This window comes from Bacillus sp. FSL K6-1284, from assembly GCF_038002625.1.
GTDB lineage: Bacteria > Bacillota > Bacilli > Bacillales > Bacillaceae > Bacillus > Bacillus paralicheniformis.
Genome location: NZ_JBBOCW010000001.1, coordinates 3,963,748 through 3,978,496, shown reverse-complemented (window position 1 = coordinate 3,978,496; position 14,749 = coordinate 3,963,748). Strand labels below are relative to the sequence as shown.

The following is a 14,749-nucleotide window of genomic DNA, read 5'->3' as shown; positions in this document are numbered from 1 at the left end:
ATTTCCTTTAGGCAACCCTGTTTTATTGGTATTCCTGAAGAATTTCCTTTAATGTAAAGGATAGGGCATGATAAATGTAGAGGCTGACCATCAGGGACGGAAATCCGAACCTTGTTCCGTCTTCATCGGGAAGAAGCGGCATTCTCAGCTTTGAATCGATATGGACATCGGCGAATGATTCGATCGGGGCGCCGTCTTTTCCCGAAGGGGAGACGACAACAAGTCCGATTCCTCTTTCATACAGTTTTTCCGCCATTTTCAGCTCTTCGTCATCCGCTGAACCGGCGCAGAACATCAGCACTTTGTCCGTCATTTCAAAATCGGGCCAGTTTTCTTCGTTCTTCGGCAGCACTTTGACTGAGGGGAACGGTTCAGAACTGTACATCGCTTCTTTCAAAATGCCTTCCAATTCATTTTTTCCGTATACATAAACCGAATGATCACTGATGACCGCCTGAGCCAACAAGCGGGCGCCGTCCTCTATCGATTGGGCCTCGCCCTCTTGAATCCGGTTGAAGATTCCCGTCAATTGAGTGGTGAAAATTTTAAGCAAGCTGACTCCTCCTTTTTTACTGACTATCATTATATAACAAAAGAGAATAATGGGAAAAATCCTCTAAATATGTCGCAAACTTAAATATTTTAATTAAAGGAAAAGAGAAAAACAAAACAGAATAGATAAACTACTGCTTAATTTTGGCGAAAATTATAAATATAGAGGTGTAAATCATGAATGAGAAGATTTTAATCGTAGACGACCAGTACGGGATTCGGGTTCTGCTGAATGAAGTTTTCAATAAAGAAGGATACAAAACCTTCCAGGCTGCGAACGGGATTCAAGCGCTTGACATTGTGAAAAACCAGCGCCCCGACCTCGTTTTGCTCGATATGAAAATCCCCGGCATGGACGGAATTGAAATTTTGAAAAGGATGAAGGTCATTGACGAGGGGATCCGGGTCATCATTATGACGGCCTACGGAGAGCTCGACATGATCCAGGAATCGAAGGAGCTCGGAGCCCTGACGCACTTTGCGAAGCCTTTTGACATCGACGAAATTCGCGATGCCGTTAAAACCTATCTGCCTATAAAGTCCAACGGATAGCTGAAAAGTTTTTGATGTTGTCACAGTCACAATGTTGCCGATTTGTTGATTAATTGTTATTCTATATAAGTAGAGAAAAGCTATCTAACGTTTTTAAAAAACCAAAACATTTTACATATGGCGGATTTTTCTGGTCATGCTAGGTAGGTGTGGAGGCTTTTTTCGCAAAAGCAAATCAGGCTACATAAGGAGGACTTTCGACATGCCTTTAGTATCAATGACGGAAATGTTGAATAAAGCAAAAGAAAACGGATATGCTGTCGGACAATTTAACTTAAATAACCTTGAGTTCACTCAAGCGATTTTACAAGCCGCTGAAGAAGAGAAATCTCCTGTTATCCTCGGTGTATCAGAAGGTGCAGGACGCTATATGGGCGGATTTAAAACCGTTGTGGCAATGGTTAAAGCGCTGATGGAAGAATACAACGTAACAGTACCTGTTGCGATTCATTTAGACCACGGCTCAAGCTTTGAATCTTGTGCAAAAGCGATTCATGCGGGATTCACTTCCGTTATGATCGACGCTTCCCACCATCCTTTCGAGGAGAACGTTGCGACGACTTCAAAAGTTGTTGAGCTTGCTCATTTCCACGGTGTATCAGTTGAAGCTGAGCTTGGAACTGTAGGCGGACAGGAAGACGACGTAATTGCTGAAGGCGTCATCTACGCGGACCCTAAAGAGTGTCAAGAACTTGTTGAGCGCACAGGAATCGACTGCCTTGCACCTGCATTAGGTTCTGTTCACGGCCCTTACAAAGGCGAACCAAACCTTGGATTCAAAGAAATGGAAGAAATCGGAAACACAACTGGTCTTCCGCTCGTACTTCACGGCGGTACAGGCATTCCGACTGCCGACATCAAGAAAGCTATTTCTTTAGGTACGGCAAAAATCAACGTCAACACTGAAAACCAAATCGCTTCTGCGAAAGCTGTTCGCGAAACGCTTGCTGCGAAGCCTGAAGAGTATGATCCGCGCAAATACCTCGGACCTGCACGCGAAGCTATCAAAGAAACAGTGATCGGCAAAATGCGTGAATTTGGTTCTTCAAACAAAGCATAATGACGATTGGAAAAGCATCTGTTTTCCCGCAAAGCCGGGGGAACAGGATGTTTTTCTGATGTTTTAGGGAAGTGCTGTTAACACATGCCTTTGACGGCATGAGGCTCTTTTGCTTCCCGTTCAGTCAAAAAAGCCGCCTGATAGCGACAGGCGGTTTTATCCATATCATCCGGAAAGCGCAAACATGTTCCACAGTTCAGACATTTTCATGACAGGAGGTTTTATCAATATGCTGTTTTTTATTGATACTGCAAATTTAGACGAAATCAAAGAGGCACACGCTCTCGGCGTGCTTGCAGGAGTTACGACAAATCCTAGTTTAGTAGCAAAAGAAAACATTTCGTTTCATGACCGTCTGCGTGAAATTACCGAAGTGGTTTCTGGGTCAGTCAGCGCCGAGGTTATTTCTCTGAAGGCTGAAGAGATGATTGAAGAAGGAAAAGAGCTTGCGAAAATCGCGCCGAATATTACGGTGAAAATTCCGATGACGTCTGACGGCCTGAAAGCTGTTAAAGCATTAACCGATCTCGGGATTAAAACGAACGTCACGCTGATCTTCAGCGCAAACCAGGCGCTTCTTGCCGCAAGAGCAGGAGCTACGTATGTTTCCCCGTTCCTGGGACGCCTTGACGATATCGGCCACAACGGCCTCGATTTGATCAGTGAAATTAAACAAATTTTCGATGTGCACGGTTTGGACACGCAAATCATCGCCGCGTCCATCCGCCATGCGCAGCATGTGACTGAAGCCGCGCTAAGGGGAGCGCATATCGGTACGATGCCTCTCAAAGTCATTCATCAGCTTACAAAGCACCCGCTGACTGATAAAGGGATTGAACAGTTTTTAGCTGACTGGAATAAATAATTGCTTCATGTGGGTGGCAAGTGGAGGGGCTCCCTCCGTTTGTCACCATTTTGTCTTACAAAGAGAAATGAATGTTTTGCAGAAGAGAACCTTGCCGCAGTCTGCTTCGCTACTTTTCTTCCCGATAAATTTAAAATGTGTTGTATTCTTTCTCTTTTAATTGGATAGATTTTGAAATGAACCATTTATTTTGAGTCTGAAGGAAATCTCATTATGAAGCGCTCCATTAGCTATCTTCTTTAAGGAAGGAGACGATCATGGAAAAGTTAAATATAGCCGGCGGCGATCCTCTCAATGGCACAGTACATATAAGCGGAGCGAAAAACAGCGCTGTCGCTCTCATACCCGCGACGATTTTGGCTGATTCGACGGTTACGCTTGAAGGCCTTCCCCATATTTCAGACATTTTGACGCTGCGCGATCTGCTGAGAGAGATCGGCGGAAACGTTCACTTTGAAAAGGGAGAAATGGTCGTTGATCCTGCGCCGATGATCAGCATGCCTTTGCCGAATGGAAAAGTGAAACAGCTTCGGGCTTCTTATTACTTAATGGGCGCGATGCTCGGACGCTTTAAGAAAGCGGTCATCGGCCTTCCAGGCGGCTGCCACCTCGGTCCGAGACCGATTGATCAGCATATCAAAGGTTTCGAGGCGCTCGGAGCCGAAGTGACGAACGAACAGGGTGCGATCTATCTGCGTGCGGAGGAATTAAAAGGCGCGCGCATTTATCTTGATGTCGTCAGTGTTGGAGCAACGATCAACATCATGCTTGCCGCCGTGCTTGCCAAAGGCAGAACCGTAATTGAAAATGCTGCGAAAGAACCTGAGATTATCGATGTTGCGACCCTTTTAACGAGCATGGGAGCAAAAATAAAAGGTGCCGGTACGGATGTCATTCGCATCGAAGGCGTTGAGTCGCTTCACGGGTGCAGACACTCGATTATTCCGGACCGGATCGAAGCCGGCACTTTCATGATCGCAGCTGCTTCCATGGGACAAGAAGTGCTGATTGATAATGTGATTCCGACGCATTTGGAATCGTTAATCGCCAAGCTCCGCGAAATGGGAGTTCGAATCGAAGAAAGCAGCGAGCAGATTTTAATGGTCGGCGGACAGAAAGAGCTGAAACCCGTCGATTTAAAAACGCTCGTATACCCCGGTTTTCCGACAGATCTGCAGCAGCCGATGACATCGCTCTTAACGAAGGCAAACGGGACGAGCGTCGTCACTGACACCATTTATTCCGCCCGCTTCAAACATATTGACGAGCTGAGGCGCATGGGCGCGTCGATGAAGGTCGAAGGCAGATCGGCGATTATTACCGGTCCCGTTCCTCTGCAGGGCGCCAAGGTGAAAGCGAGCGATCTGCGGGCGGGAGCGTGTCTCGTTGTTGCGGGTCTAATGGCGGAAGGAGTCACGGAAATCACCGGTTTGGAGCACCTTGACAGAGGCTACAGCCAGCTTGAAGAAAAGCTGGCAAAGCTTGGGGCCACTGTCTGGCGCGAAAAATTGACAGACCAGGAAATTGAACAGCTGCAAAATTCCTGATGGACAAATGCTGTGATAGATCAAACATAAAACGATTTCATACGGGTGAGGGGAGATTAGATAGGAATGGAAAGAAGCTTATCGATGGAACTGGTGCGTGTGACAGAAGCGGCTGCGCTTAAGTCAGCGCGCTGGATGGGTAGAGGTAAAAAGGACGAGGCCGACGACGCTGCGACAAGCGCCATGAGGGATGTATTTGACACCATTCCTATGAAGGGAACGGTCGTAATCGGAGAAGGGGAAATGGACGAAGCGCCGATGCTTTATATTGGAGAAAAGCTCGGCAACGGCTACGGCCCTCGCGTAGACGTAGCAGTAGATCCTCTCGAAGGGACGAACATCGTTGCAAGCGGCGGATGGAACGCACTCGCAGTCATTGCTGTGGCTGATCACGGAAACTTGCTGAATGCGCCTGACATGTATATGGATAAAATCGCTGTAGGTCCTGAAGCTGTCGGCTGCATCGATATTGAAGCGCCTGTGATTGATAACTTAAAAGCTGTGGCAAAAGCAAAAAATAAAGATGTAGAAGATGTCGTAGCCACGATTTTGAACCGTTCGCGGCACGAGGAAATCATCCATGAGCTTCGCGAAGCAGGCGCCCGAATCAAGCTGATCAACGACGGGGACGTGGCCGGTGCCATTAACACCGCTTTTGATCATACAGGCGTCGATATTTTATTCGGCTCAGGGGGAGCTCCGGAAGGCGTCTTGTCTGCTGTCGCACTCAAAGCTCTCGGAGGAGAAATTCACGGAAAGCTTCTTCCTCAAAACGAAGAAGAACTGAGACGCTGTGAAAAGATGGGGCTTGATACGGGCAAAGTGCTCCGCATGGAAGACCTCGTCAAAGGAGACGACGCGATTTTTGCTGCAACCGGTGTCACAGACGGAGAGCTCTTGAAAGGCGTGCAATTCAAAGGATCTGTTGGAACGACCCACAGTATAGTCATGAGAGCGAAATCCGGTACGGTGCGGTTTGTGGACGGAAGACACAGTCTCAAGAAAAAACCTAACCTGGTCATCCGGCCATAAGAAAAAGCGGGGATATAGACGACCCGCTTTTCCCTTGTATTTCACTTCACGAATTGAATCAAGGTTCATACTCTGATACAATAGCTAACGGCTTTTTCTTCTTTATGTCAAGGCATTTTCAAAACAGGGTCATCTCTATCAATTTCATGTCAAATCGTAAATGAAGTTGAATATGTACGACAAATGGGGTAAAACTAAAGAGTGCTGCGAAATTTTCTGCACATGTTGGTTCTTAGAGAGCCAAAATCCTGCCGCATCTATCAGATATGCGATTATCTTCTCTTGTTAAGTCCTCGCTTCTTTCTCGACTCATACTTATAATCCTTTTCAATACGTCGATATATATGGGTAGAAGCGTTGCCGGTAAACGAATCGGCAGTATAATCAAGCGTCTTTCATGAATTTGATGAGACAAAGTAAATTATTCGATTAGAAAAGAGTGGTGTTCTTAGTGAAAGATGTATCCATTTCATCTTTGGAAAATATGAAATTAAAAGAGCTGTATGAGCTTGCAAGGCATTATAAAGTCTCTTATTACAGCAAACTGACAAAAAAGGAACTGATTTTTGCCATTCTGAAAGCGAACGCCGAACAGGAAGATCTGCTGTTCATGGAAGGCGTATTGGAAATCATCCAGTCTGAAGGGTTCGGCTTTCTCAGACCGATCAATTACTCCCCTAGTTCAGAGGATATCTATATTTCCGCTTCGCAAATCCGCCGTTTTGATTTGAGAAACGGTGACAAAGTGTCCGGAAAGGTCCGTCCTCCAAAAGAAAACGAACGGTATTACGGCCTTCTGCATGTTGAAGCGGTTAACGGCGACGATCCTGAATCGGCAAAAGAGCGCGTGCACTTTCCAGCGTTAACGCCTCTTTATCCAGACCGCCAGATGGTGCTTGAAACGAAACCGAATCACCTGTCAACACGGATCATGGACATGATGGCGCCGGTCGGATTTGGACAGCGCGGTCTGATCGTCGCTCCGCCTAAAGCAGGTAAAACCATGCTTTTGAAAGAGATCGCGAACAGCATCACAACCAACCATCCGGAGGCGGAGCTGATCGTGCTTCTTATCGATGAAAGGCCTGAGGAAGTGACTGATATCGAACGTTCGGTTGCAGGAGACGTCGTCAGCTCCACGTTTGACGAAGTGCCTGAAAACCACATCAAGGTGGCCGAGCTTGTTTTGGAACGTGCGATGAGGCTTGTCGAACATAAAAAGGACGTCATCATTTTAATGGACAGCATTACAAGGCTTGCCCGCGCTTATAACCTAGTCATTCCACCGAGCGGCCGAACGTTGTCAGGGGGAATCGATCCCGGCGCTTTCCACCGTCCAAAGCGTTTCTTTGGAGCAGCCCGCAACATCGAAGAGGGCGGCAGCTTAACGATCTTGGCGACCGCGCTTGTCGACACGGGCTCGCGGATGGATGACGTCATTTATGAAGAATTTAAAGGGACAGGGAACATGGAGCTTCATCTTGACCGTTCTCTTGCGGAAAGAAGAATCTTTCCTGCCATTGATATTCGCCGTTCGGGTACGCGTAAAGAAGAACTTCTCGTTCCGAAAGAGCACCTTGACCGTCTGTGGTCCATCCGGAAAACGATGTCTGACACGCCTGATTTCGTCGAGAAATTTATGAGAAAAATGAAAAAGACGAAAACGAATCAGGAGTTTTTCGATATTCTGATCCAGGAATGGAAGCAAGCGAATATGTCGGCGGCAAGGCGCTGATTTAAAACTTTAGTTTGCAAAACGTCCGAATCGCTGTTATAATTTCATCATGTGCGTTCCGGAGGTTTTGTCCCGGAATAATAACTCTGTTTCCGAATTGGATTCAGGGCGGAAGGAGATGACAGATATGAAAGCAGGAATTCATCCTGAGTTCAAAAAAGCAACAGTCAAATGCGCTTGTGGAAACGAATTTGAAACAGGTTCAGTAAAAGAAGAGGTACGCGTTGAGATTTGTTCTGAATGCCATCCGTTCTACACTGGCCGCCAAAAATTCGCTTCTGCTGATGGTCGTGTTGATCGCTTTAACAAAAAATACGGTCTTAAGTAATAATAGATATGATAAACAGGCAGGATTTTTCTTGCCTGTTTTTTTACTTGCAATAATCGCTGGAGAGGAGTTAGTCGGATGTACATCATGAAGCAAAGCGGATGGCTTGAGCTCATATGCGGAAGCATGTTTTCGGGCAAGTCAGAGGAGCTTATCCGCCGGATCAAAAGGGCAACGTTTGCGAGACAGGAAGTCAAAGTGTTTAAACCAGCCATTGATAATCGCTACAGCAGTGAATCGGTTGTTTCGCATAATGGGACATCCATTGTTTGCCATGCCATCGCATCTCCGGAAGAAATTTTTCAATACATAAGCAAAGAAACGGATGTCATCGGCGTCGATGAAGTCCAGTTTTTTGACGAATCGATTGTCGGCACGTTAACTTCTCTGGCTGATCAGGGCTACCGTGTGATTGCAGCAGGTCTTGATTTGGACTTCCGGGGCGAGCCTTTCGGTGTCGTGCCAGATCTTATGGCTTTAGCGGAAACGGTGACGAAGCTGCAAGCGGTGTGCTCTGTCTGCGGATCTCCGGCCAGCCGTACGCAGAGGCTGATCAATGGAAAACCTGCTTCTTATGACGATCCGGTCATTTTGGTGGGGGCTTCCGAAGCATATGAAGCACGCTGCCGCCACCATCATGAAGTGCCTGGAAAGCCAAAATGAAATCGGACAAACACATAAGATTTTCACGCAAAAAACACTTGGTAAAAACAAGTGTTTTTTTTATTGAATCCTTTTTATAGGAATTAATGTAATTAAAAAACTTAATTAAGAATACGAAAAAATTAACTAATTTTCATCGCTTGAATTTTGACAAAGTCAGGCATAAAATGACTTACTGTAGTCAGTAAAAAGTAAATAGGTTTTAAGAAATGTTCAGTTTTTTGTCAAAAACGCGCGTTACATATTTGACAATCTACATGTGTAAAAAAGGCAAATGTTCTATATTGTTTACCGTATTTATTTCACTTCATTAATATTTTAAGAAAGAAGGTAATTAGTGTGAACAACATGAGAAGAACGAAGGAAGGATATTTGGAGACTTCTTTGCGGGGAAAAGACGTTCTTTCCATTCCGACGCTTAATAAAGGTGTTGCATTTTCGCTTGAAGAAAGAAAGAACCTTGGTCTTGAAGGGCTTCTGCCGCCGACTGTTCTCAGCCTTGATCAGCAGGCGGAACGGGCTTATGAACAATTTTCCCGTCAACCTGACAGACTTCGTCAAAATGTATATTTGAACGATCTGCAAAACAGAAACGAAGTGCTTTTCTATAAATTATTGCAAAACCATCTGCGTGAAATGCTTCCGGTTGTCTATACGCCAACTGTCGGTGAAGCGATTCAGGAATACAGCCACGAATACCGCAGACCGCACGGTGTTTACTTGTCAATCGATGATATAGACGGAATCGAAACGGCGTTTAAAAACCTGCAGGCGTCTGCTGATGACATCGATTTGATCGTTGCGACCGATTCCGAAAGCATCTTGGGCATCGGCGACTGGGGCGTCGGAGGCATCAACATTGCAATTGGTAAGCTTGCAGTATATACGGCGGCAGCAGGAATCGATCCGAGCCGCGTCATCCCAGTCGTACTGGATGTCGGAACGAATAATGAAAAACTGCTAAACGATCCGCTTTATATCGGAAACCGTCATCCGCGTGTAGAAGGTGAGCGTTACGAACAATTTATCGACGCTTATGTCGAAACAGCATTGAAGTTTTTCCCTAATGCGCTTCTTCACTGGGAAGATTTCGGAAATAAAAATGCTCGCAATATTATGAGTAAATATAACCATAAAATTTCGACATTTAACGATGATATCCAAGGAACAGGAGCTATCACGCTGGCAGCGATTTTAGCAGCTGTTAAAAAGACCGGCACGTCTTTGAAAGACCACCGCGTCGTCATCTTCGGACCTGGTTCTGCGGGTATCGGAATTGCTGACCAAATCCGTGACACCATGGTGCTTGAAGGGCTTTCAGAAGAAGAAGCCAGCCGCGCATTCTGGACAGTCGACTACAGAGGATTATTAACGACAGGCATGGATCAAATTTTGGATTTCCAAGAACCGTATTTGCGCGATACCGAAGAAGTGAAAGAATGGAAACGCAATGAAAAGGGAGAGATTTCCTTTGAGGAAGTCATCCGTCAAGTGAAGCCTACCATTCTGATTGGTACATCAGGTGTTGCCGGCGCCTTCACTGAAGAAATTATCAAAGAGATGGCGGCTCATACTGAACGTCCGGTGATTCTGCCGATGTCCAATCCGACACATTTGGCTGAAGCTGTTCCTGAAGACTTGTTCAAATGGACGGACGGAAAAGCGCTTGTGGCGACGGGAAGCCCGTTTGAAGCTGTTGAGTACAATGGCGTGAAACACGAAATCGGACAATCCAATAATGCTTTCGTATTCCCTGGATTAGGCCTGGGAACAATCGTTTCGAAGGCGAAAGTCATCACAAACGGCATGTTTGCAGCATCTGCAAACGCGGTCGCGAACATGGTTGACCATGAAAAACCGGGTGCAGGCCTGCTGCCGAAAATTGACGACCTGCAAGACGTATCCGTTCAAGTGGCAATTGATGTTGTGAAAGCTGCCATTAAAGACGGCGTGGCCCAAGTTCAGCCTGAAGATGTCGAAAAGGCGGTTCGCGAAGCCATGTGGCGTCCGGAATATCAAACAATTGTTGCAAAACGCGACTAATATTCAATACTGAGGAAACGATAAAAAGAAACAGCAGCCCGGGTCCGGATATTTTGTCACCGGGCTGCACCAATCAAAGATGAAAAATGGGATCGACGGCTGTGTAACAGGGCGACTGCGTTTATCAGCCGCCGTTAATTCGTCCCTGAAAGGGACAACATAGAGGAGGAAACAGTCTTGGACTTTTTAAATATTTTAATCCTCCTTGCGCCAATATTTTTTGTTATTGCGCTGGGATGGTTCGCGGGTCACTTTGGAAGCTATGATGCTAAATCTGCAAAAGGGGTAAGTACGCTCGTTACGAAATACGCGCTTCCGGCCCACTTTGTTTCAAGCATTTTGTCAACGCCAAAAGATAAGTTTTACAGCCAGATTCCGCTGATGATTTCACTGGTCATCGGTATCGTTGGATTTTACGTAATTATTTTGCTTCTTTTACGATTTTTATTTAAGTACGATTTAACAGATGCTTCAATGTTCTCATTAAACTCAGCTCAGCCGACATTCGCCTTTATGGGAATTCCGGTATTGGGCAGCCTGTTCGGCATGCAGGAAGTTGCGATTCCGATCGCGATTACGGGAATTGTCGTGAATGCGATGCTTGATCCTCTTGCGATCATCGTCGGAACTGTCGGCCGTTCTTCTAAAAAACAAGCGGAAACGACAGACAGCATTTGGAAGGTAACAGGAAAATCAATTTTACACGGTTTGTCTGAACCGCTCGCTTTTGCACCGCTTGCAAGTATCATTCTTGTATTATTCGGTCTGCAGATTCCTGAATTGCCGCAGAAAATGCTTGATATGCTCGGAAATACGACTTCAGGTATCGCTCTTTTCGCAGTCGGGGTGACTGTCGGAATCCGTAAAATCAAATTCAGCATGCCTGCTTTGAGCATCGCTTTATTAAAAGTCGCTGCTCAGCCTGCTTTAATGTTTGTGATCGCGATGGTCGTGGGCCTTTCTTCCGCCGACATGACAAAAGCGGTTCTGCTTGTGGCATTCCCTGGATCTGCCGTGGCGGCTATGATTGCTACAAACTTTGAAAGCCAGGAAGCAGAAACGGCATCCGCGTTTGTGATCAGTGCGGTGCTGTCAATTATTTCACTGCCGATATTGATTGCCATTACAGCATAATGAAAAAGCTTGCAAGAAGCCGTTTTATGGCCTTGCAAGCTTTTTTGCGCTTTAAAAAGAGAAGATCGATTTCAATTTGCTTTTCGGTTTTTTTTCTTCTCTTCTGCCGGCTGTATCTTTTTCGTGGCGGTTCATGCTTTCCAATTCACTGATTTTCTGTTCGAGATGTTTGATCTGCTGCCGTTCTTCTTCCAGTTCGCGCCTTTGCTGCAGAAGCTGATAGGAGACGACATCGTCCGCTTTTTGTTCAAGCTTTCTTTCCAGCTCGGCGATTTTCTTTTGGAGCAGCTCGCGTTCAAGCTGTTCGTGCTCTAAAAAACGCTGCAGCCTTTCTTCGAGCCGCTCATTCAACGGCGGTGCCGGCTCTTCCGTTTGAACCATTTCGTTTTTCTTGATGAGGAAGGTTTTTTTCGGGCGTTTGACCGTGACATCCTGCATAGGCGTACCGTTTTTTAACTGCTCTTTTACTTCTTTTAAAATGGCGATATCGTCTTTCGTGAAAAAGTAGTGGCCAAGCTCATTTCGGGAAGCGGGCAGTTGCAGCTGCTTGACCCAGCGCTGCACCGTTTTGGTTGATACCCCGAGTTCATTTGCCGCATCAGCAGTATTCATATGATACCTCCTTTTAACCTGTAACTGTTCATTAAATAGGGTATTCGACCTGAATGAAAAGCTTCCTTCCTGTTAGACAAAAGAAGAAGGGATTCGGCAAAGAAAGCGGTTTTTCCACAGATGGCGAAGGCGTTGCTATGCCTCGTAAAGCTCTAAAGGCAGGCCGTCCGGATCGGAGAAGAACGTATAGCGCTTGCCTGTTCCGGGATCGGTGCGAACCGGTTCGGCAATGATGCCTTTTTGCTTGAGCTCCTTGACGGTCTGATCAAGATCGGCCACTGTGAAAGCCAAATGGCGGAGCCCGGCAGCTTCTGGTCTGGTAAGGCGCTCGGGCGGATCTGGAAAAGAAAACAGCTCGATGACATAGCGGCCGTTTAATGAGAGATCCAGTTTATAAGAATCCCGGTCCTTTCTGTACGTTTCGCTCAGAATCTCAAGTCCGAGCTTGTCGACATAGAATGTTTTGGATGCTTCATAATCCGAGCATATGATAGCGATGTGATGAATCGATTCCAGCATTGAGTTAAGCTCCTTTTTTCTTAAAAGTATAGCAAAAAGATGCGGCAGCTGCCGATAACGGCGAAGTTGTTTTGACGGGGAGGAGTCCCTGTACTATAATTAGAATGTTACGCACAGCAAACAGAGGTGAATAGCGTGTTAGACCGTTTAAAATCGATAGAGGACCGGTACGAAAAATTAAATGAACTATTAAGCGATCCGGAAGTTGTCAACGATCCGAAGAAGCTTAGAGAATATTCGAAAGAACAATCTGATTTACAGGAAACAGTTGAAGTATACAGACGTTATCGGAGCGCGTCGGAACAGCTGAGCGATGCCAAAGCGATGCTTGAGGAAAAGCTGGACTCCGATATGCGCGAGATGGTTAAAGAGGAAATTTCCGAACTGCAGGAAGAAATCGAGTCGCTCACAGACCAGCTGAAGGTATTGCTGATCCCGAAAGATCCGAACGATGACAAAAACGTTATCATGGAAATCCGCGGCGCAGCGGGCGGAGAAGAGGCTGCTTTGTTTGCCGGAAACCTGTACCGCATGTACAGCCGCTACGCAGAGCTCCAAGGCTGGAAAACAGAAGTGATGGAAGCGAATATGACAGGCACAGGCGGATATAAAGAGATCATTTTTATGATCAATGGGAACGGCGCATACTCAAGGCTGAAGTATGAGAACGGCGCACACCGCGTACAGCGCGTTCCAGAGACCGAATCCGGCGGGCGCATCCATACATCCACGGCAACGGTAGCCTGTCTTCCTGAGGCTGAAGAGGTAGAAGTGGATATTCATGAAAAAGACATCCGTGTCGACACCTTCGCGTCGAGCGGTCCGGGAGGGCAAAGCGTCAATACGACGATGTCAGCCGTCCGTCTGACCCACCTTCCGACAGGTGTTGTCGTGTCTTGCCAAGATGAGAAATCTCAGATCAAAAACAAAGAAAAAGCGATGAAAGTTCTGCGCGCGCGAATTTACGATAAATTTCAGCAGGAAGCTCAGGCTGAATATGATCAAAACCGAAAATCCGCAGTCGGAACAGGGGACCGTTCAGAGCGCATCCGCACGTATAACTTTCCGCAAAACCGCGTCACTGATCACCGGATCGGCTTGACGATCCAAAAGCTCGACCAGATCCTTGAAGGCAAGCTTGACGAAGTCATCGACGCGCTGATCGTAGAAGACCAGGCAAGCAAGCTGCAAGAGGCGGAAAGCTGAGATGAAGACGGTATTTGAAGCCCTTAAATGGGCTTCTTCTTATTTGGCCGAAGCGGGAAGAGACCGGAATGCCGCGGAAATTTTGCTGACAGATCAGCTGAACATCGACCGCAGCAAACTGTTGGCAAGCTTCCATGATGTCATATCAGAGTCTGATTTTTCGCGGTTTAAAAAATCTGTCGAGCTTCATCATCAAGGATTGCCTGTTCAATATATCACCGGAAAAGAATCCTTTTACGGACGGGAATTTTCCGTAAATGAACACGTTTTGATTCCGCGTCCTGAAACAGAGGAAGTCGTTGAAGCTGTTCTTTCTGAAGCGGAAAGAGTTTTTCACGGAACAGATCGCCTTAAAGCCGTCGATATCGGTACAGGAAGCGGGGCGATTGCGGTGACTCTTGCGCTTGAGAGCCCGCGTTTTTCCGTCACGGCGACGGATATTTCGGAACAAGCTTTAAGCACGGCAAGACACAACGCTGACCGGCTTGGGGCGAAAGTGGATTTTATCGGCGGCGATTTGCTTGAGCCGCTTATCAAGCGACAGAAGAAAGCTGATGTCATCGTTTCAAATCCACCTTATATATCTGAGGAAGACATGAAGACGCTGTCAGATGTCGTACGTCTTCATGAACCCGCCGGGGCTTTGACGGACGGTGCTGACGGATTGCAGTTTTATAAGCGTTTCATGAAAGAAATTCCATTTGTCATCGCAGATCAGGCACTGGTGGTGTTTGAAATCGGCTGGACTCAGGGGAATGCCGTCAAAGACATGTTTCACCGGTTCTTTCCTGATGCTGACGTACGGGTGAAAAAGGATCTTAATGGAAAAGACCGCATCGTCTGCGCGGTAATTGAGCAACATCGTTAAGGAAACCGCCGGAAATGAAGTGACCCTAAAAAG

Annotated in this window: 15 protein-coding genes; 12 read left to right on the top strand and 3 right to left on the bottom strand. The window is 46.5% G+C overall.

The window, feature by feature from the left end; all coding sequences use genetic code 11:
• Window positions 1–22: 22 nt before the first annotated feature.
• Window positions 23–553, bottom strand: coding sequence for a DUF2529 domain-containing protein (locus tag MHB72_RS20340; protein ID WP_145608063.1), 531 nt, complete (start codon window positions 551–553; stop codon window positions 23–25).
• Between the two features lie 173 nt (window positions 554–726).
• On the opposite strand from MHB72_RS20340, the gene MHB72_RS20335 reads away from it, so the two are divergent.
• From MHB72_RS20335 to MHB72_RS20290, 10 genes are all read left to right on the top strand, one after another.
• Window positions 727–1,104, top strand: a complete 378-nt coding sequence (locus MHB72_RS20335; protein ID WP_094777382.1) for a response regulator — start codon at window positions 727–729, stop codon at window positions 1,102–1,104.
• A 202-nt stretch (window positions 1,105–1,306) separates the two neighbouring features.
• Entirely contained in the window at window positions 1,307–2,164 is an 858-nt protein-coding gene (locus MHB72_RS20330; protein ID WP_020453288.1) for a class II fructose-bisphosphate aldolase, read from the top strand.
• 229 nt (window positions 2,165–2,393) lie between these two features.
• Window positions 2,394–3,029, top strand: coding sequence for a fructose-6-phosphate aldolase (gene fsa / locus MHB72_RS20325; RefSeq protein ID WP_020453287.1), 636 nt, complete (start codon window positions 2,394–2,396; stop codon window positions 3,027–3,029).
• 257 nt (window positions 3,030–3,286) lie between these two features.
• Entirely contained in the window at window positions 3,287–4,576 is a 1,290-nt protein-coding gene (locus MHB72_RS20320) for a UDP-N-acetylglucosamine 1-carboxyvinyltransferase (protein ID WP_023857064.1), read from the top strand.
• Window positions 4,577–4,642: 66 nt separating this feature from the next.
• On the top strand, window positions 4,643–5,608 hold the full coding sequence (gene glpX, locus MHB72_RS20315) for a class II fructose-bisphosphatase (protein WP_023857065.1): 966 nt from the start codon (window positions 4,643–4,645) through the stop codon (window positions 5,606–5,608).
• Window positions 5,609–6,059: 451 nt separating this feature from the next.
• On the top strand, window positions 6,060–7,343 hold the full coding sequence (rho, locus tag MHB72_RS20310; protein ID WP_003186053.1) for a transcription termination factor Rho: 1,284 nt from the start codon (window positions 6,060–6,062) through the stop codon (window positions 7,341–7,343).
• A gap of 127 nt (window positions 7,344–7,470) precedes the next feature.
• A complete protein-coding gene (gene rpmE / locus MHB72_RS20305; RefSeq protein WP_003186051.1) occupies window positions 7,471–7,671 on the top strand; it encodes a 50S ribosomal protein L31 in 201 nt (66 codons plus the stop codon).
• Window positions 7,672–7,749: 78 nt separating this feature from the next.
• Entirely contained in the window at window positions 7,750–8,334 is a 585-nt protein-coding gene (locus MHB72_RS20300; protein ID WP_020453284.1) for a thymidine kinase, read from the top strand.
• Window positions 8,335–8,673: 339 nt separating this feature from the next.
• A complete protein-coding gene (malS, locus tag MHB72_RS20295; protein ID WP_023857066.1) occupies window positions 8,674–10,377 on the top strand; it encodes an oxaloacetate-decarboxylating malate dehydrogenase in 1,704 nt (567 codons plus the stop codon).
• Window positions 10,378–10,554: 177 nt separating this feature from the next.
• A complete protein-coding gene (locus tag MHB72_RS20290; protein ID WP_020453282.1) occupies window positions 10,555–11,511 on the top strand; it encodes an AEC family transporter in 957 nt (318 codons plus the stop codon).
• Window positions 11,512–11,562: 51 nt separating this feature from the next.
• Here MHB72_RS20290 and racA read toward each other — a convergent pair whose 3' ends face one another.
• Window positions 11,563–12,123 carry a chromosome-anchoring protein RacA gene (racA, locus tag MHB72_RS20285; RefSeq protein WP_095291436.1) on the bottom strand — a complete coding sequence of 187 codons (561 nt, stop codon included), beginning with the start codon at window positions 12,121–12,123 and terminating at the stop codon, window positions 11,563–11,565.
• A 135-nt stretch (window positions 12,124–12,258) separates the two neighbouring features.
• On the bottom strand, window positions 12,259–12,642 hold the full coding sequence (gene gloA2 / locus MHB72_RS20280) for an SMU1112c/YaeR family gloxylase I-like metalloprotein (protein WP_020453280.1): 384 nt from the start codon (window positions 12,640–12,642) through the stop codon (window positions 12,259–12,261).
• A 135-nt stretch (window positions 12,643–12,777) separates the two neighbouring features.
• Here gloA2 and prfA point away from each other — a divergent pair, with 135 nt between their 5' ends.
• The gene (gene prfA / locus MHB72_RS20275; RefSeq protein ID WP_020453279.1) at window positions 12,778–13,848 is read left to right on the top strand and encodes a peptide chain release factor 1; all 1,071 of its coding nucleotides are present in this window, start codon (window positions 12,778–12,780) and stop codon (window positions 13,846–13,848) included.
• A gap of 1 nt (window position 13,849) precedes the next feature.
• Window positions 13,850–14,716 carry a peptide chain release factor N(5)-glutamine methyltransferase gene (gene prmC, locus MHB72_RS20270; RefSeq protein ID WP_145625080.1) on the top strand — a complete coding sequence of 289 codons (867 nt, stop codon included), beginning with the start codon at window positions 13,850–13,852 and terminating at the stop codon, window positions 14,714–14,716.
• The last annotated feature ends 33 nt before the right edge of the window (window positions 14,717–14,749 follow it).